The 17254-nt window shown below is 63.4% G+C and carries 17 protein-coding genes; 12 read left to right on the forward strand and 5 right to left on the reverse strand.

Going from position 1 to position 17254, the window contains the following annotated elements; genetic code table 11:
* Window positions 1-104: 104 nt before the first annotated feature.
* Window positions 105-862 (reverse strand): IS5 family transposase gene (locus ACSSVZ_RS26610; RefSeq protein WP_453973890.1). Its coding sequence is split into 2 segments (ribosomal slippage): window positions 105-527 and window positions 530-862, totalling 756 coding nucleotides; the frame shifts between segments, so codons are not numbered across the junction.
* A 150-nt stretch (window positions 863-1012) separates the two neighbouring features.
* Complete coding sequence (locus ACSSVZ_RS26615) at window positions 1013-1816, reverse strand: hypothetical protein (protein WP_453973891.1); 804 nt, start codon at window positions 1814-1816, stop codon at window positions 1013-1015.
* Window positions 1817-2141: 325 nt separating this feature from the next.
* Between ACSSVZ_RS26615 and ACSSVZ_RS26620 the strand changes: the two genes are divergently transcribed.
* Both ACSSVZ_RS26620 and ACSSVZ_RS26625 read left to right on the forward strand, forming a co-directional pair.
* Window positions 2142-3020 carry a type IV toxin-antitoxin system AbiEi family antitoxin domain-containing protein gene (locus tag ACSSVZ_RS26620; protein ID WP_453973892.1) on the forward strand — a complete coding sequence of 293 codons (879 nt, stop codon included), beginning with the start codon at window positions 2142-2144 and terminating at the stop codon, window positions 3018-3020.
* Window positions 3013-3927, forward strand: coding sequence for a nucleotidyl transferase AbiEii/AbiGii toxin family protein (locus ACSSVZ_RS26625; RefSeq protein WP_453973893.1), 915 nt, complete (start codon window positions 3013-3015; stop codon window positions 3925-3927). The genes ACSSVZ_RS26620 and ACSSVZ_RS26625 overlap by 8 nt, the downstream gene beginning before the upstream one ends.
* A 58-nt stretch (window positions 3928-3985) precedes the next feature.
* On the opposite strand, the gene ACSSVZ_RS26630 is transcribed toward ACSSVZ_RS26625, so the two are convergent.
* Window positions 3986-4942 carry an ArdC family protein gene (locus ACSSVZ_RS26630; RefSeq protein WP_453973894.1) on the reverse strand — a complete coding sequence of 319 codons (957 nt, stop codon included), beginning with the start codon at window positions 4940-4942 and terminating at the stop codon, window positions 3986-3988.
* Between the two features lie 480 nt (window positions 4943-5422).
* Here ACSSVZ_RS26630 and ACSSVZ_RS26635 point away from each other — a divergent pair, with 480 nt between their 5' ends.
* The 7 genes from ACSSVZ_RS26635 (at window position 5423) to ACSSVZ_RS26665 (ending at window position 11302) form a co-directional block, all read left to right on the forward strand.
* On the forward strand, window positions 5423-6553 hold the full coding sequence (locus ACSSVZ_RS26635; RefSeq protein WP_453973895.1) for a hypothetical protein: 1131 nt from the start codon (window positions 5423-5425) through the stop codon (window positions 6551-6553).
* A complete protein-coding gene (gene lepB, locus ACSSVZ_RS26640) occupies window positions 6538-7311 on the forward strand; it encodes a signal peptidase I (RefSeq protein ID WP_453973896.1) in 774 nt (257 codons plus the stop codon). The genes ACSSVZ_RS26635 and lepB overlap by 16 nt, the downstream gene beginning before the upstream one ends.
* Window positions 7312-7336: 25 nt before the next feature.
* Complete coding sequence (locus ACSSVZ_RS26645) at window positions 7337-7558, forward strand: hypothetical protein (protein ID WP_453973897.1); 222 nt, start codon at window positions 7337-7339, stop codon at window positions 7556-7558.
* Window positions 7546-7848: a hypothetical protein gene (locus ACSSVZ_RS26650; protein ID WP_453973898.1), complete on the forward strand. Its 303-nt coding sequence runs from the start codon at window positions 7546-7548 to the stop codon at window positions 7846-7848. Before ACSSVZ_RS26645 ends, ACSSVZ_RS26650 begins: the two co-directional genes overlap by 13 nt.
* Window positions 7849-7872: 24 nt before the next feature.
* Window positions 7873-8370: a hypothetical protein gene (locus tag ACSSVZ_RS26655; RefSeq protein WP_453973899.1), complete on the forward strand. Its 498-nt coding sequence runs from the start codon at window positions 7873-7875 to the stop codon at window positions 8368-8370.
* A complete protein-coding gene (locus ACSSVZ_RS26660; protein WP_453973900.1) occupies window positions 8349-8540 on the forward strand; it encodes a hypothetical protein in 192 nt (63 codons plus the stop codon). Before ACSSVZ_RS26655 ends, ACSSVZ_RS26660 begins: the two co-directional genes overlap by 22 nt.
* A 164-nt stretch (window positions 8541-8704) precedes the next feature.
* A complete protein-coding gene (locus ACSSVZ_RS26665; protein ID WP_453973901.1) occupies window positions 8705-11302 on the forward strand; it encodes a type IV secretory system conjugative DNA transfer family protein in 2598 nt (865 codons plus the stop codon).
* 643 nt (window positions 11303-11945) lie between these two features.
* Here the strand turns inward: ACSSVZ_RS26665 and ACSSVZ_RS26670 are convergent.
* Window positions 11946-12320 (reverse strand): hypothetical protein, encoded by a 375-nt coding sequence (locus ACSSVZ_RS26670; protein WP_453973902.1) that lies wholly within the window; start codon window positions 12318-12320, stop codon window positions 11946-11948.
* A gap of 161 nt (window positions 12321-12481) precedes the next feature.
* On the opposite strand from ACSSVZ_RS26670, the gene ACSSVZ_RS26675 reads away from it, so the two are divergent.
* Genes ACSSVZ_RS26675 through ACSSVZ_RS26685 form a run of 3 tightly spaced genes read left to right on the forward strand, consistent with a single transcriptional unit; the run spans window position 12482 to window position 15788 of the window.
* Window positions 12482-14002, forward strand: a complete 1521-nt coding sequence (locus ACSSVZ_RS26675) for a recombinase family protein (protein ID WP_453973903.1) — start codon at window positions 12482-12484, stop codon at window positions 14000-14002.
* A complete protein-coding gene (locus ACSSVZ_RS26680; RefSeq protein ID WP_453973904.1) occupies window positions 14002-14892 on the forward strand; it encodes a plasmid partitioning protein RepB C-terminal domain-containing protein in 891 nt (296 codons plus the stop codon). The genes ACSSVZ_RS26675 and ACSSVZ_RS26680 overlap by 1 nt, the downstream gene beginning before the upstream one ends.
* Entirely contained in the window at window positions 14889-15788 is a 900-nt protein-coding gene (locus ACSSVZ_RS26685; protein WP_453973905.1) for a plasmid partitioning protein RepB C-terminal domain-containing protein, read from the forward strand. Before ACSSVZ_RS26680 ends, ACSSVZ_RS26685 begins: the two co-directional genes overlap by 4 nt.
* Before the next feature lie 350 nt (window positions 15789-16138).
* Here ACSSVZ_RS26685 and ACSSVZ_RS26690 read toward each other — a convergent pair whose 3' ends face one another.
* Window positions 16139-17071: a diguanylate cyclase gene (locus ACSSVZ_RS26690; RefSeq protein WP_453973906.1), complete on the reverse strand. Its 933-nt coding sequence runs from the start codon at window positions 17069-17071 to the stop codon at window positions 16139-16141.
* Window positions 17072-17254: the final 183 nt, after the last annotated feature.

Raw genomic sequence — 17254 nt, forward strand, 5'->3', positions numbered from 1 at the left:
TTGATCGCCTGTCGCGACCGCCGCCCGGGCAATGCCCTCAGTGTGGTTGCTCCCTGCAAAGCGCGATACCCTCACTTCTGCCAAAGTAGTGCTAGGGTCCGGACTCATAACCAGTAGCTGACGGCTGCGGCGATGCAGACTGCGGCAAGGAAGTTGGTTGCCGATCGGTCATAGCGTGTGGCGATGCGTCGGAAGTCCTTGAGCCTCCCGAACATGCGCTCGATGGCGTTGCGGTCGCGGTAGAGGAAGGGCGAGAAGCAGTTTTTCCAGCGCCGGTTGGCCTTCGGCGGGATGTTGGGCATTGCCCCTTTTCCCTCAATCTTCCGGCGGATCGCGTCGGTGTCATAGCCCTTGTCGCCGAGCAGCATCCGGCTCCTTGGCATCTGCTCCAGCAGCAGATCTGCGGCGGTGCAGTCGGCAACCTGGCCGCCCGTCAGCAGGAAAGCGATCGGACGACATCGGCCGTCGGTCAGGGCGTGGATCTTGGTGGTGCGTCCGCCGCGGGACCGGCCGATCGCTTGAGCGCGCTCCCCCCTTTGCCGCCGGATGCGCAGCGGTGCGCTTTCACCGCCGAGGAATCGATCAAAACCTGTGCCGGAGGTCCCCCTGCGGAGGCCAGAGCATGGAAGATCTCCAGCCAAACGCCTTTGGCGGCCCATCGGACGAAGCGATTGTAGAGGGTCTTGCGAGGTCCGTAGACCGACGGCGCATCAACCCAGCGACCGCCCGACTTCAGAACATGCACGATGCCGCTGATAACTCGGCGATCATCGACCCGCGGCTTGCCGCGCGTATCGGTCGGAAGCAACGGCTGAAGCCGCGCAAACTGGTCTTCGCTGAGCCAGAAGCAATCACGATCCATCGGTGATCTCCCTTCAGAGACCGTGAATCACAAACCCGCCTCCAACGGAATCCCCTTTATGGGTCCGGACCCTAAGAGGATCGCTGTCAATCTGCGTGCAAACTTGACCCCTCGGCCGATCAGCCTGCTGCGGCCTGACCGCCCCTCCGCCTACGGCTCCGGGACGCTCAGGCAGCCGCAGCTCCGTCCTTCATCAAGGGGGTCAAAATTGCACGCCGAGCGGGGGTGACGTTTGAACGCCGATTGACAGGCTGGCGATACGATCGAGGCGCTTTTTTTCCGCCTCGCCGTGTCCAGTTTCGAGACCGTATCAACGAATTCAGGAGGACCGGCAAAGGCGCGGTCTGGCTTCCTATCCTGGCTCGAGATTGGCCATTCGTGGGCAGCCGAGCGAAGCCCTCTTTCCTCGCGCAATTCCTCCAACACCTCCGAACGGCGCAACTGGATGCTACGAAGGCGATTCTGCACCTGGCCGAGATCGCGCCCCACGCTGTTCCTCGCCTGGCTGAATGTCCGCGCCCGACGAAGCGCGAGAACCCAGTTCGAACGGGCATCCGCCATTTCGGACAAAGCTTCGCGTGCCGCGATGCGTTCGCCGTCCTCGCGGCCGAAACGTCGGCGACCACGAAGCTCCAGACCGAAACGGCTCCTGCCGTTGGTAATCGCGGCATGGGCCTCGCGGGCGATATCCCCTTCATCCCGGGGCTTCAATGTCAGGTTGGCGATCCGCCATTCATGCCGCTCCCAGGCTTTCAGAGCACGGTAGGGATCGCGGAACGCGATGCGGGCGAGCAGAATGAATTCCTCGCGGCTGGCCTCCGCATCGATCGCAGCCCCGAGGGCCCGGTCGGCATGATGGTCGAGCACAACGCCGAGCGATGCAGCCCGGCGCTGTGCTTTCGATATGGCGGCATCGATCCGTCGCAGTCGGCGCTCTATTCGCTCGGCGGTCATGGAGCGACTTTAAAGCGATCGGGCTCATCGCAGAAGCCGCTGAACAGCTGACAGTCTGGTCGTCCGGTGGCTGGTCAGTATTCGTCGCTCCCACCCCAAGCGACCAGCCGACAGTCTCCAGGTGCAGCCGAAAGCCGATCTCGTCCCTAGCCGTCTTCGGCCTGACCAGCGCGGGCTCTGTTGGGACGGGACCAAGCGTCTCGGCGTACAGACAGTCGCGTCCGGTCAGGTCCTCGATCCGCTCGGCTATGGCCACCAGTAAGTTTGACGACGTCGATTTTTGACGGCGAAAAACCATGCAATTTTCGAAATGATAAAGGAATAGTTGGCTTTTCTTTCGCTCTGTGCGATTTTGATGGCTATGAGCCATCGAAGACAGCCACGCTTAAAGCCACTTTTGGACAAGGTGCCGCCGGGCTATCTGGTGGATACGCGCTGGCTCAGGGCCCAGGGCATCGACGCCAAATCGATCCACAACTACGTCGCGCGCGGCTGGCTGGAGCGCGTCATCCGGGGCGTCTACCAGCGCCCCCTGCCGGACGGTGTCAGGCCGCCATCCAAGGTGCCCTGGGACAGTGTCTTGCTGTCGCTCCAGCGGGTCATGAAGCATGACGTTCACCTGGGCGGGGTAAGCGCCCTCGAGCTCGCCGGCCATGCACATTACCTTCCCCTCGGCGGGACACCGCAGGTCCACGTCTACGGCGATGTGCCGAGCTGGCTGAGGCGGCTGCCGAGCGACGCGATGTTCGTCGTTCATCGGCGGATCCTGTTCGGCGGCGACCGCACGGGCATCGTCGAGACGGACCGGGAAGCCTGGAACGATGGCCAGAGCGTGACCGTCTGGCGCTGGCCGCTGGCGGCGGCGTCTCAGGAGCGGGCCGTCCTCGAAGCCCTCGACGACCTGACCGACGAAGCCAGCTTTGAGGCCCTGGACAGGATCTTCGAGAGCCTGACCGGGTTGCGGCCGAAGCACCTGATGGCGTTGCTTGCGGCCTGTCGGAGCATAAAGGTTCGGCGCCTGTTCTTCGTATTTGCCGACCGGCACCGGCATGCCTGGCGCAAGCACCTGGACATGGACAAGATCGATCTCGGAGCCGGCCCGCGGGCGCTTGTTGCCGGCGGAAAACTGCATCCGATCTATCACATCACGGTGCCGAGGGGGTTCTTGCCCCCCGAACCGGCAGAGGTCGACGCCAATGCGTGACCGCTATGTGGAGCAGGTCCGGCTCCTTCTGAGCGTATTGCCCGACATCGCCAAAGAGGCCGCGTTCGCCTTGAAGGGCGGCACCGCCATCAATCTCTTCTATCGCGACCTGCCACGTCTGTCCGTGGATATCGACCTCACCTACCTGCCGGTCAGTGACCGTGAGGCGTCGTTGACCGACATCAACGCGACCCTCGATCGCATCATGGCGACGATCATGAAACGCAACCCACGGCTCCGGGTTCGACGCGTCGCCGGCGGCGGCAACGCCGACACCCGCATCCTGGTTGGCAATGGCCGCGCCCAGGTCAAGATCGAGACATCTCCGGTGATGCGCGGCACGGTGTTCGCACCAACGACGATGATCGCATCGGACGCGGTGACGGATACGTTCGGCTTTGCCGAAATGCCCGTCGTCGCCTTCGAAGACCTCTATGGCGGCAAGCTGCATGCCGCGCTTGATCGCCAGCACCCGCGTGACCTCTTCGACATCAAGCTTCTCTACGAGAACGAGGGCCTCACCGACGACTTGTTCCACGTGTTCCTGGTCTATGCGGCGAGCTCAGGCCGTCCAATGCACGAGCTTTTGGCCCCGGCGGCACCCTTTGACACAGCCCTTTACGACGGGGAGTTTGCCGGGATGACGCGCGAGACGGTCACCAAAGAGGAGCTGGCGGACACACGCATCCGCCTCCACCATGATGTTCGAGACAGGCTGACCGGTGATGTCGCCGCCTTCCTGCTGGCGCTCCATGACGCGTCGCCCGACTTCGATCGGATCGGGTTGCCGCATGCCGCCGGCCTTCCAGCGGTCCGCTGGAAACTCCGGAACCTGGAGCGGTTGAAGCGGGAGAACCCGGACAAACACGCCGCCCAGCGCACCGCGCTTGAGCGGCTGTTTCGGTGACCGGCGATCACTGAGCCGGATCGGACCAGATCCGGCTCGGCATGACCGCAAGGCCGCTTTATGCGGCGACTTCGTCGGCGACCGCGTCGGTCTTGCTCGGCTCAGCAGCGTCCTCTCCGAGGCCATGCAGGAACTGCACGGCCTGTTGAGCTTTGGAGGCTGCGGTGAAGATGGCGCGGGTGTCGTTCTTGAGGACCTTGAGCCAGGTCGCGACGTAAGCGGCGTGATCGGGCCGGGGCTCCAGGCTGATCTCGAGGTCTGCGCAGAGGAACGCGGCCCCGAGTTCGGCGATGAGCTCTTCGGCGGCATAGGCTTCGCTGCCGAAGCGGGTCTTGAGGGTCCGATCGAGCCGATGGGTCGCACCGCTCCAATGGACGAGTTCGTGGCAGAGGGTGGAGTAGTAGGCCTCGGCGGGCGTGCTGGTCGGGCTGCCGTGGAAGGCCTCCTTCGGCGGCATCTGGATATGGTCGGTTGCCGGCCGATAGAAGGCTGCGTCGCCCCCTTGACGGATGTCGGCAGCCGTGGCGGCCACGAAGGCCTCCGCGTTGACCACAGTCGTAAACTCTTCACCGACTGAGGGCGCTTCCGTCGGCGCCGGCTTCCAGCCGTCCACCTGGTCGGCGTTGAAGACAATGTTGGCCCGGGCCACACAGCGGCGCTCGGGGGAGGCGGTGTCGCCGTCGTCAGCGGTGTCTTCGGCCTCGACGGCAAGCTCCCTGTAGAACACGGTCGTGGTGCCTTTCTCGCCCTTGCGCACCTGGGCGCCTTTGGCTGCCCACTGGCGGTAGGTGCCCCACTCCGGGCGGGTGAAGTCCCGGGTCTGGGCGGCAACCCAGAGCGCCAGGATGTTGATGCCCCGGTAGGGGTTGCCGCTGGCGATGTTCACCGGGCGGGATAGCGCGCCGCCTGCGCGGTGCCAGGGCATCTGCCAGGCGTCGGTTCCGGCTTCGATCGCGGCCACGATCGCGTCGGTGATGGTGGCGTGCACGTCGGTGCGTGTCCTGGTCTTTGTCATCGGTCTGTCCTCCTTTGGTCTCCTGGGCCGCTCGCCTTTCGAACGGCCTTGCGATGGCCTCGGAGAACCGGGGCCCCAGAGCCGGCCGGCGCATCCGAAGGACCGCAACCCAAGAGGAGGACGGCGAAGCCGTTGCGCCGGCTGGCGGCCCCGGTCAGAGCCGCCATCTCCGGGCAAGGTCGGAAGATGCGGGCGCACTCACCCCAGAGACGGAGGACGGGCCGCAGGCGACAAAGACCGCCGCCGCCGGAGTGCCTGACAGGCCACCCCGACCGTTCGGCCGCACCCGCAAGCCGGCCCCCTGTCAGGAGACTGTCAGGAACCGCGAACGCGCAATTGCGCGCCCGTTCATAAGCAAGAGCGGGTCACCGGCGTGGCAGACAGTTTCTGCTCGACCCGAACAGCGAGGCTCCGGGCCATCCGCCCGGAGGGGCTTCGCATGACGCCGGACAACCGGATCATCGTGCGGAGGAGACAAATATGCGGTTTGCGTTCAAAGGAGTATGTCTGGCGCTGATGCTGCTGCCGTCGGCGGCGTTTGCCCAGGGCGTCGTGTACGGCACCAGCGGCATGGCCCGCGGCCAGGCCGGCATTGCCAGACTGCAGGCGCTGACGACAAAAATGAAAGCGGACCTCGTCGCCAGGGACACCGAGCTGGAGACCCGCATCGACGGCCATGAAGGCCGGCTCGACGGGATCGACTCCACTCTGTCAGGCCATGAAACGCGCATTGATGCGGCCGAGGCCGAACTTGCCGACATCGAACCCTATGCCAGGGCGCCCATCGTGCTGTGCGACGGCGACGGCCGGATGCTGCAGTGGACCGGAACCGGCTGGACTTGCGTCGATGAAGCCGACCCGACCGTTGGCCCGCACGCGACCAACGGCGCGGTGCCGCCCTACTGCCACCTGACCAATGCCAAGCTGGTGTGGACCGATACGGCCGGCGGGAGCTGGCAGTGCGTACCCGACCAGACCGAAGGTGTCGCGGGCGGGGCCATCACCACCGAGGACGATCCGGAAGTGGGAACGCTGATCAACAACCGGCTTTGCCGCAGCGACGGCAGCCGGGTTCAGTGCGACAATGCGGCCCCGACCATCACCGGCGGCAACGTCACGGTGAACGGGACCGTCACGGCCGAGGCAATTGTCTCCAGCGGCACGATCACGTCCGACGGGACGATGACGGCGGCGCCCCCGGTGGCCGACAACAATGTCGCGACCAAGGCCTATGTGGACAGCGCGATTTCTGTGGTCGGGGCCAGTGGTGGTGCCGGCACCACGCCGATCTGCAAGCGCACCTGGCAGGAATATACCGGCGATCTGGGCGGTTTGAGCGGGGCGCACGCGAAGTGCGCAAGCGAGTTCGGCGCCGGCTGGCGCTTCGGGGAGATATCGCAGCTGGGCTCGCTCAACACTGGGACCGAAGTGTTCGGCTGGGTATATGATCCATCGCTTCCATCATCATCTTCATTATGTCGCGGCGGCGGTACAGACCCGTATACAGGAACGACTGGTTCCGGCGCCGTTTCGTTGCTGAACGGCACAGCTTGGCGCAGCTACCATGATCCCTGCCACGATAAGAACCCGCTCTGGTGCTGCAACTTTTGACCAGTGCACTGCCGTTGCTTGGCCACTGGTGCAAGGCCAGCCGGGGGACGCCGGACCGCACGTCTCCTGGCGGTAGGCCCAATGATCCAAATTGCGGCAATGCCCCGCGACGGCGCGCTCTTCGTCATGGCTGCACCGCCATTGGCCTTGCCCTCCTGGCAAGTCTGACGGCGGCCCCACCATCCGTCTCCGCGTCGGCCTGCCGGCCCGGCCATGTCCGGGTCGCGGGAAAGTCTCTTGAACCCCGGATCGCCGATGGCGTGATCCTGCTCGCGGCGCTTGGGCCAGGGTGTCGGTCGGGGCTTGAACGCGGCGCTGTCGTGCTGGTGCGGGTTGGCGCGAGCCGCCAGCCACTGGCCAAGGCCGTGGTGGGCCGGGCCGGCGACCCGTTCCGGATCGCGCCGCATGGCGCGGTCATTGTCAACGGTGCCCCGGCCCGCAACGCGGCCGGCGAGCCCTACCGCTTGTCAAAGGCACGGGCGGAGATGCTCGCCCTCTATGCCAGGGCCTACAACGGCCGCATTCCAGACGGCGCCCTCCTGGTCATGGGAGAGGTGCCCTCCGGCTCGCGCGACAGCTCCTGGTTCGGGCTGATCTCGGTCGATGCCGTCGTGGGGATCGTCCTCGACGACACCGACCGCTCAGGCCGTTTGTCGACCCGTCAGCCATCGTTTCCTGACATCCCCCATAAGGGAGAAGACCCACTACCACCAAAGGGGAACCCTTATGCCGACACGTCGACCTCAACGCGCCCGTAGCTGCGCCCTCGCCGTCGCCCTGTTGATGGCAGGCTCTGCCGGTCCTGCTGCCCAGGCGCAGAATGCCGCCGCGCGCGGAACCACGCAGACGGCGCAGCTGGCCCGGCTTGAGGCCCGTATCGCCCAGATGGAGCGGCTTGCCGCAATCTATCAGCCGCTTCTGGCCGCGCTCGCCAAGGCCGAGTGCAAGGACGGCCAGTTCATCACCGGCTTCGACGAAGAGGGAGGTGCGACATGCAGATACTGAGGAACGCTTCCCGTCGGTGCAAGACGTGGAGCGTCGTTGCCGCGTGCGTCGTAACGCTGTCGATCGCAGCAGCCGACCCGGCCCATGCGCGTGCTCTCAGCGGCCAGGGCGATACGTCGAGAGCCGACGTCAAACGCTTGATGATCCGTCTGGAAACGCTGGAAGCCTTCACCCGGGAGGCCACCCCCGTTCTTGAGCGTCTCAGACAGACAAACTGCTCCGGCAGGAACAATTTTCTGGCCGCGACTGGCGATGGTGAGGCCGTCGTGTGCCGCAAAAAGCACCCCTAGAACGAACAAATACGGATCACTGCCATGCGCCTGCCTCTCCTCATCATCTCCGCCTGTGTCAGCTTCAGCCCTGGCGCAACGCTCGCCCAGTCCTGGGCCGGCAGGGGGACCACCAAGGAAACGAACCTGGAGGCCCTGGAAGTGCGCCTGGCCGAGATCGAGCGCTTTGTCGCCGGGGCAGCACCGTGGGTGGAACGAATCCTGGGCAAGGACTGCAACGCCTCGATCCTGGAATATGCCGAGGGTGTCAGTGCGTCCGGCGAATTGCGCTGCAAGCGCTATATCCCGCCCCCGCCGCCTCGGCCGCCGACGGTCACAAGCGAAGGCGGGGCAAGCCCGTCTCGGTGCACCGCCGACCCCATCCTCTGCAGCGCCTATGCAGAGAAGCTCGGCCGGACGCCGGACGCGGCCGGATCGACCTGGTGGTATGAGACGATCGTGGCCCCGATGCGCAGGAACGCGCCTCGACCACCCACATCCGCGCCGTCCTCGACCGGGAAATGGACGACGACTACGAAGTGATCGAGTATCGTGGCGGCACCGCCGATCCCCGCGCCAAGGCCGAGGAGATCGAAGACCAGGAGCGGACGAACACGCGCTTCGAAGACCATTTTGGCACCGATCCGATCGACCGCTGCACCACTGGCAACGACTGCGGCAACTACGAGGACAAACCCGACTGGATGCGGTGACAGGAATAGCGGTCGATGCCTGGCGATCGCGGCAAGCGTTCACCCAAAAACCGGCCGACGGGCCCGCATCCGCTTTGACCGCGGCACCACGCCGGTGCCGCCCCACCGTCACACCGACGCGGATAAGCGCTACAATTTAAGCGTGATTCGGTCGGGGGGCGCTTATGACACCCATCAGGAAGAAGCTCGGCGCGTGGGCGGCACTTGTTCCAATCGTCGTTGCCTTTTTCGTCGGCGAGATCGTGTACTGGCCATATCTGGAATCCCTGGCCGGCATCGCTATCCTATCGGTCATTCTCTACCTCATCTGGGCCGGGACCTACTGGACGCTGCTTCAGACGCGCCGCCTGTATCTGATCACCCGGCCAAGGGCCCGGGGGAAATCACCAACACACAACCGTGCTGAACGGGCTCGGGCTTATAACGGAGACATCTGGTGGGAGACGGGTCGTGCGATCAGACGTGGGGTCGACTTTCTGAGAAGGGGATCTGCAAAGCCACCGGCTCAGGTCCCTGTTCCGGAGAAGTCCCGAGAACAGCTGGAGCATGAGGCGTTTCTGGAGGCCGCCAGGCGCAACGAAGTTCCCGCTTTCGTTTACAGCCCATATCTGGTCGTTCGGATAAAGGACAGGAAGTGGCAGCTGAGTGCGTCCGTCGCTGAAACGGAACTCGACGCGCCTGGCGTGCCTCAGGCGCATCTCGATATCGTCCAGGCAATCCACGACCTCGGATGCAAGTTCGAGTTCAGCAGGGTCGAGTTTGCCAGCGTCTACGAAAAGCACCTGCTGCACGGGGAGATCGACAAGGCGGAAGGTGTCCTGCGCCGCATCATCATTCCGCACGGCCCTCCAGAACTCTACCAGCGCATTCTCCACGCGGGCGGAGGAAGCCGGTTTGCAGCCGGTATGGATCTTGAAGCGGCAGGTCTCTTTGTCGGAAGCAAGCGCCGGCCCGACGCGATCGAAGTCGGCAATGTAGAGCCGCCGGCCATCGAGCCGGCGGTGCCGCTGTTTCATCAAGGCGAGGGGCATATCCTCACGATTGCCTCGACCGGTGCCGGCAAGGGACAACGCTATATCTTGCCGACGCTGATGACCTATGGCGGTCCCGTTCTGTGTCTGGACCCAAAGGGGGAGAACCATCGGTTTGCCGGGATCCAGCGAGAGCTTTTCGGTGGCGTGTTCAAGTGGGCGCCGTTCGACCGCAACGGCGAGACGCACGCCTTCAATCCCTTCGACGTGATCGAGGACTGGGATGATGCCCGTGTGGTCGCCGATCTTCTGATCGCGCCGGCCGACAGTGGCGAGAAGCGGTTCTGGGATCAGTCGGCGCGCGACTTCGTGCGTGGCCTCATCATGTACGTGCGAACCCTCGAACCCGAGCGGCGCAATATGCGCGAAGTGGTCCGCATTCTCTATGCGAGTACCGAGGAGCATGAAGCGCTCCGCCAGCGCCTTGTCGAGAGCGACGACGAGATGCTGGTCGAGCTCGCGAACCAGTTCGACGTCATGGCCGAGCGCATGTTCGAGAGCATTCTCCAGTCCGCCCGGGCGGAGCTTGAGGTGTGGCGCTCCAGACCGATCGCCAACGCCACCAGCATGACGTCGCCCGGTTGGGATATCCGCCGGTTCGTAAGCGACGTGCGCGAGCGGGAAGCGGCGGTTCCGCCTGGTGGCCGATACGGCGCGCTCGGATATCACCGGTTCCACTATCAGGACGAGCAACTTGACCGGCTTGAGCGTGGACCATCGAAGAGTGTGTTCTTCATCATCCCGCCCGATCGTATCCGCTCCTACGCCAGCGTCCTGCGGGTGGTGATGGGTGTGCACCTAAACGCCTGGGCTCGCGCGGAGAGCCTCGTCGAGGAAGAACACCCCGAGTGGCGTACGGACCATCAGGCGCCCGCACTCTTCATCTTCGACGAACTGGCCCAGCTCGGCCACATGCCGCTCATTGAAGATCAGATTGCAATTGCGCGCAGCGCCAGGATCCGCATGTGGCTGATCGCCCAGGATCTCCCCCAGCTCAAGGTCACCTATCCCCGTTGGGAAAGTATGCTCGGCAATTGCCGAACGCAGATCTTTTTCGGCGTCAATGACCTGGAAACGGCGACCTACGTCTCCGGCCGTGCCGGCGACAAGACAACCGTCTTCGAAGAGACAAGACCGCTCATCCCACCGGCAGAGTTGATGGGGCCGGCCTTCAAAGACCATGCCGTTGTTTTTGCCCGCGCAACGCCGCCCATCAAGGTTCGCCTGCCGCAAGCGTTCCATCAGGACGACCGCATGCGCGAGCTCGTGGAGACGGCGATCGAGTTCAATGAGCAGTACCCCCGGGAGAATCTGGAAGCCACAGGTTCCGCCGCAATACCGCTCCCCGGTCATGACGTGGCCAAAGAGACGCTCAGTGAGCAGCCGACCGCACCCGTCGAGCTCGAAGGTCCCGATCCTGAGAACGACGAAACGGTCACAGACAAAGAAGAGGCTCCTGCGGCCAGACCGGCAAGCTCGGCAGCCGACCACTCTGACCAACAGCCCGCCGCTGGGGAGGCACCTCCCTTGTCCGGCGAACAGACCGAGGCCCTCGAAAACAAAGCTGGCAATGCTGGGAAGGAGACCACGACCGGCGCCGGCGGCACTCGCAAAATGCGCCCCGGAAAACCGGCCGCACAGACGCCGGCTGCCGACGAGAAAGCGCCGTCGCCACGCCGGAAGCCGCGGCCGCGCAAGAGGCCAGTGTCATCAGGACCTAAAGACGAGTAGCGACGTGTGTGTCGCCTTATGCCCGGACGCCGGTCTGGATGCCCGGCTCCAACAGGCCGGTATCACGGCCCTTTTTCCGGTCTATCCCCTCTGCTGCATAGGTGATTTATCTAAGTTATAGCGGCTGCGGAAGCGGCTCGCATATCGGCCGGAAACGCAGACAGACGATTATGAACTGCGAAAGCAGGCCACACCCTGCGGGTCCCCGATGGTTGCCGGGATCTGAATGTTCGCGGCGCATCAAGCGACCAGACGCCTGATGGCTGCCTATACGCCGACCCTGCAGAGGCGCGAACTTGACCAGACCGAAGCGGCCGCAGGAGCGTCGGCCTACGGCCGGACGCGGTACCGACCGCAGCCCCGAGACCGGTCAGGAGGGTAGCCGCAGGAGTGTCAGCATAGCGCCGCCACAGGCGGGACACGGGACCGACTACCCCCGGCGAGGGGCACAACATCGTTCGCCCGGGCGGAAGCACTTCCCCCATGAGATATCACGCAGGTGCACCGTTCACGCGACCCCGGCGGCCATCGCCGGAATCGGGTTGTGGCAGGTGAATGCCCGCCAAACCGAGATGGTCGAACTTTTATGCAAATGCTGACTGCGGGTCAGCGGTCAGGAGCCCTCTTGACCATCCTCGCATTCTCAATGCTGCGTGCCGGCTGCTAGAAGCAGTCTGTCGATCGTTGCAACGGCTGCTGCCAGCTCGGCCCGTACCTGCAGGAGGTCGAGACCAACGATCATCTGTTCGCGTGCAGCCATCACGAGGAATGCCTTCAGGACCGCGTCCGAGTGATGCGCCAGCATGACGAGATGCGGGCCGCTCGGTCCGTTCTCTGCCCCGAGCCAGTTGACGGCTGTACGCTCTCCGGCACCTGTCCAGCGCTGGATCGTTTTCACGGCGCGGTGGGTGCTGCCGAGCTCACTGTGAAGCGCTGCTGCAACCACTGCCGCATAAGCCGCGGCGTCGTACCGGCCTGTCTCACCGCCGGGCAAGGTTGTGCGTGTCTTCGGCAACATGCTGCATCCTCCTTACAGCTATAGTGACGGCCGTTTTTCGTTGCCCGGCGCGAGCCGCCTTGGCGGGCGGCCATGTTTTAGGCGCGTCGAACTGATGGCGGCTGGACGAGGTGACAGAGCGAAGTGATGGGCACCATGCCGATGGCGAACGTTCAGCCTGCGTGCTGCGCGCGGCAGAGTACGTGCGCATGTCGACGGAGCATCAACGCTACTCCACCGAGAACCAGTCCGATGTCATCCGGCGCTACGCTGCCAAGCGCGGGATCGAAATCGTCTGTACCTATGTCGACGCCGGCCGCAGCGGTCTGAACATCGAAGGCCGTTCAGGCCTTCAGCAGCTGATTGCCGATATCGAAAGCGGCAGCGCCGGTTTCTCAGTGGTGCTGGTTTACGACATCAGCCGCTGGGGGCGCTTTCAGGATTCAGATGAGAGCGCGTTTTACGAGTACCGCTGCCGCCGCGCCGGCGTCCGTGTTGAATACTGCGCCGAGCAGTTCGACAATGATGGCAGCATCGGCTCCGACGTCCAGAAAGTCGTCAAGAGACGGATGGCTGCCGAGTACAGCCGCGAGCTGTCGGTCAAGGTGTTTCAGGGTCAGTGCCGGCTGATCGAGCTCGGCTTCCGCCAGGGCGGACCGGCAGGTTTCGGGCTGCGCCGCGAACTGCGTGACGAGCATGGCCGCCCGAAGGGCCTGCTCGACGCCGGTGAACACAAGAGTATCCAGACTGATCGTGTGGTTCTCGTTCCGGGCCCGCCGGAGGAAGTCGCGATCGTCCGCTGGATTTACCGCCGCTTCGTCAGCAACCGGCTCGACGAGGGATCCATCGCGGCCGAACTGAACGCGCGCGGCGTCGTCACCGATCTCGGCCGTCCATGGACGAGAGGCACGGTCCATCAGATCCTGATCAACGAGAAGTATGTCGGCAACAATGTCTGGAACCGCATCTCGTCCAAGCTGAAGCAGCGGCGGATCCCGAATGATCCGTCATTGTGGGTTCGGGCAGACGGTGTATTCGAAGGCATTGTTGATCAGGCGCTCTTCGCGGCCGCCCGTGAAATCATCCAGGCCCGATCACGGCATCTCTCCGACGACGAGATGCTGGCGCTGCTCCGCTCCCTGTTCGAAGCCAACGGACTTCTATCCGGCCTCATCATCGACGAGGCCGAGAACTGCCCGTCGAGCAGCGCGTTCCAGAGCCGTTTCGGAGGCTTGCTGAAGGCCTATGCCCTGGTGGGTTTCTCGCCGGATCGCGACTATCGCTATGTCGAAGTGAACCGCGCATTGCGACGCCGTCATCCGGGGACCGTGGCCGATACCATTGCCGGCATCGAACGGATTGGTGGCCGCGTCGAAAAAGATCCGCTCACGGAACTGCTGACGATCAATGACGAGTTCACGGCGTCGCTCACAATCGTCCGGTGCTTTGAAACGGGCGCCGGATCGCTTCGGTGGAAGGTGCGGCTGGACCGCAGCCTCCAGCCCGACATCACCATCGCCGTGCGCATGGATCGCCTGAACAGCGGGCCGCAGGATTACCTGCTGCTTCCCAGCCCCGATATGGATGCCGATGTGCTTCGCCTCGGCGAAGAGAACGGCATCTGGATCGACGCCTACCGGTTTGACTCGCTCGCGCCGCTATTCGACCTCGCCGAGCGGGTTCCGATTCAGGAGGTTGCCTGATGAATACCGTCGAACAGTCCCCGCACGTGCAGCTCGTGCCGGTCGACCGGATCACCGTCCTCAATCCGCGCGCCCGCAACAGGAAGGTATTCCGGGAGATTGTCACCAATATTGCAGCGGTCGGTCTCAAGCGACCGATCACTGTGACCCGGCGCGATGGTCCGGAGGGACTGCATTACGATCTTGTCTGCGGCCAGGGGCGGCTCGAAGCGTTCCAGCAACTGGGGCAGCGCGAAATCCCGGCCTTTGTCATCGAAGCCGATCAGCAGGCCTGTCTGGTCAAGAGCCTGGTCGAGAACTGCGCGCGAAGACAGCACCGCGCCATCGATCTGGTGCACGACATAGGCGGCATGAAGGAGCGCGGCTATGCCGACGCCGACATCGCGCGCAAGACCGGGCTCTCGCTAGAGTATGTGAAGGGCGTTGCCCGCCTGCTGTCGCGGGGCGAACAGCGGCTGTTGCGGGCCGTTGAGGCGGGACACATTCCAGTCAGCGTCGCCGTCGCGATCGCCGACTCCGATGATGAGGGCGTCCAGGAAGCCCTGCATCAGGCCTACGAAAAGAACCTTCTTCGGGGCCGGAAGCTGATTGCCGCGAAGCGCCTTGTCGAGAACCGCCACCGCCGCGGCAAGGGCCTTTCCAACAAGACAAGAAGGCGCCAAAGGATATCATCGGATGCTCTGGTCAAGGCGTACCAGGAGGATACCGACCGCAAGCGTCTTTTGATCCGCAAGGCCGACGCCACGCGCAGCCGTCTCATCTTCATCGCCCACGCGATGCGGGAACTGCTCCATGACGATCGCTTTGCCGCCATTCTCAAGGCCGAAGGGCTCGACAGCCTGCCGAAGAAGCTTGCAGCGCGGATGGATCGGCAGGAGCTGGCGCAATGAACCGCGTGGTGCCACCCCAGCCGGTTGCGATGGCCTTCGAACGGGAAACGCGCCTGATTCCGCTGTCTGACATCACGCCGCTTCGGCTGGTCTCGGACGATCTCAAAAGAACGCAGAAATTCGGCCAGATCCGTTCATCGATCCAGCAATCCGGCCTGGTTGAGCCGCCCGTCGTCGCGCCGGAACGTGGCAGCAAAGACAGGTACCTTCTTCTCGACGGCCATCTCCGGCTGGCGGTGCTGACAGAAATGGGCACGACCGAGGTGAACTGTCTGATCGCCACCGATGATGAGGCGTACACCTACAACAAGCGCGTCAGCCGCCTCGCAATCGTTCAGGAACATCAGATGATCCTCAACGCCATCGAACGGGGCGTGTCGGAAGAGGTCATTGCCAAAGTGCTTAACGTCAACGTCCAGCACATCCGGCTCAAGCGTCGCCTGCTCTCCGGCATATGTCCGGAAGCCGTGGAGATGCTGAAAGACAAGCATGTCCCGATCAACACCTTCACCGAATTGAGAAAGATGAAGCCGCTGCGTCAGATCGAGGCTGCCCAGCTGATGGTGGCGATGAATAAATATTCGGTGTCATACGCAAAGTCGCTGTTGGGCGCGACGCCGCAGTCGCAGCTGGTCGACGCTGCCAGGCCAAAAAAGATTGACGGGCTCAGTGACGATCAGATCGCGCTGATGGAACAGGAATCCGCCAATCTCGACCGTGAATTCCGACTGATCGAGGAGAGCTACGGTGAGGACCATCTCGATCTGGTTCTCGCCACCGGCTACATCAAACGGCTCATTGAAAATGCCCGGCTCGTCCGCTTCATGGCACAGCATTATCCGGACCTGCTGATGGAATTCCAGAGGGTCACCGAAGCGGCACAGGCACGCAGCTGAGCCAAGACGTCTTGACGCTGCTACCGATCAGCTGTCAGCACGCAAAGACGGGTAGCGGCATGCGTGTCGCGGCAGCGGCAGAGTATGATGAAATCAGTGCCGAGTGAGGGACATGGGACGTTCTTGACCATGTGATCGGGCGTGAAGGCGAGCGAGAAGAGTTTCTCTCCAACGCCCGGGGGCACGGTCAGCGAGGACATACACAGAGTAAGACCCGCGTTGTTGCGGACATGAGCCACTGATCTGTACTCTCACCTTGGGGACGCCGCTCGCCAACCATGCGACAACGGCAACGCTTCTCCAAAGTCGGAATGCGCCGTGCGCCCTACCTCACGCGAACATGGCGCTGCCTATAGCGAGTGACCCGCGCCGTAGAGTTCGACCCGGTCGCGGCCGTTCTCTTTTGCTGCGTAGAGCGCATCATCCGCGGCGTCGATCAGATCGTCCGGTGTGCTGGACCGCGCGGGGAAAGTGGTTGCGGCGCCGATGCTCATGGTCACGCGCCCTGGCGGTGCTTCGGGGAATGGCAGGTTCAAATCTGCGATTGCCCGATGCACTCTCTCTGCGATCTCGGCAGCGCCTTGTAGAGCGGTGTTTCCAAGCACAATCGCGAATTCCTCGCCGCCGTAGCGTGCGACGAGGTCCGAAGGTCGCCCAACGAATTCGTTCAGGGTGCGGCCCACAGCACGGAGGACGTCATCACCGGCCAGGTGACCGTACTCGTCGTTGTAATCCTTGAAGAAGTCCACATCGATCAGCAGAAGCGAAACCGGCTGTCCGATCCTCTGTGCCCGCTTGAACTCGTCGAGAATAAAACGATCGAATTCGCGACGGTTGGCGAGATCGGTCAATCCATCCCTATGCGCCAGTTGCCGAAGTTTCTCCTCGGTTCGCTTGCCGTCCGTGATGTTCATGTGACTGATAAGGATAAGCGGGATCTCTCCAAACTCGATCTTTTTGATGTTGACCAGGAACCACTGCTCTCCATTGAGGATGCTGAACGGATACTCGATCGAAAACTCGCGTTCATGGCCGTCCAAAACTTTGGAGAGGCCAGAAAACAGAACCGCCGCCGACTCTGAATCAAGCGCCGCGCTGCAAATATCGAAGTAATTGCTGTTGGGCCAGCCATCGGACTGGGCAATCCCATGGCGTTCGGCGAACCGCTCCCACATGGCGTTGACCCAGATGATTTGCCCCGACCGGTCCACAACAGCCAGTTCAAGCGGAATGGCGTCAAGAACGCAGCGATACAAGTCCAGAAGATTGCCGGTCGGGTTCATAGTGACAGTGGCCCTCATGATCGCCGCATTGTTTATGCGCGAGCCCGGCAGCGGAGCGCTTCCTATATCGTGGATAAGTGACCCGTTTTGTCAACGGCGGAGCAAAACCGGGCCATTGGGCGGCGCAAAAGTAGGCCACTTGACGCTGCAAGCGGGGAACGTCGGGAGGGCGTAGCCCGACCA

Source organism: Amorphus sp. MBR-141 (assembly GCF_053628695.1).

What these genes read in the sequence shown, in the direction of transcription:
- ACSSVZ_RS26680 (WP_453973904.1), top strand. Translation starts at nt 14,002, where the DNA reads ATGAATACCGTCGAACAGTCCCCGCACGTGCAGCTCGTGCCGGTCGAC.
- ACSSVZ_RS26685 (WP_453973905.1), top strand. Translation starts at nt 14,889, where the DNA reads ATGAACCGCGTGGTGCCACCCCAGCCGGTTGCGATGGCCTTCGAACGG.
- ACSSVZ_RS26625 (WP_453973893.1), top strand. Translation starts at nt 3,013, where the DNA reads ATGCGTGACCGCTATGTGGAGCAGGTCCGGCTCCTTCTGAGCGTATTG.
- ACSSVZ_RS26630 (WP_453973894.1), bottom strand. Translation starts at nt 4,942, where the DNA reads ATGACAAAGACCAGGACACGCACCGACGTGCACGCCACCATCACCGAC.
- ACSSVZ_RS26655 (WP_453973899.1), top strand. Translation starts at nt 7,873, where the DNA reads ATGCGCCTGCCTCTCCTCATCATCTCCGCCTGTGTCAGCTTCAGCCCT.
- ACSSVZ_RS26660 (WP_453973900.1), top strand. Translation starts at nt 8,349, where the DNA reads ATGGACGACGACTACGAAGTGATCGAGTATCGTGGCGGCACCGCCGAT.
- ACSSVZ_RS26690 (WP_453973906.1), bottom strand. Translation starts at nt 17,071, where the DNA reads ATGAACCCGACCGGCAATCTTCTGGACTTGTATCGCTGCGTTCTTGAC.
- ACSSVZ_RS26670 (WP_453973902.1), bottom strand. Translation starts at nt 12,320, where the DNA reads ATGTTGCCGAAGACACGCACAACCTTGCCCGGCGGTGAGACAGGCCGG.
- ACSSVZ_RS26650 (WP_453973898.1), top strand. Translation starts at nt 7,546, where the DNA reads ATGCAGATACTGAGGAACGCTTCCCGTCGGTGCAAGACGTGGAGCGTC.
- ACSSVZ_RS26635 (WP_453973895.1), top strand. Translation starts at nt 5,423, where the DNA reads ATGCGGTTTGCGTTCAAAGGAGTATGTCTGGCGCTGATGCTGCTGCCG.
- ACSSVZ_RS26615 (WP_453973891.1), bottom strand. Translation starts at nt 1,816, where the DNA reads ATGACCGCCGAGCGAATAGAGCGCCGACTGCGACGGATCGATGCCGCC.
- ACSSVZ_RS26645 (WP_453973897.1), top strand. Translation starts at nt 7,337, where the DNA reads ATGGCAGGCTCTGCCGGTCCTGCTGCCCAGGCGCAGAATGCCGCCGCG.
- ACSSVZ_RS26665 (WP_453973901.1), top strand. Translation starts at nt 8,705, where the DNA reads ATGACACCCATCAGGAAGAAGCTCGGCGCGTGGGCGGCACTTGTTCCA.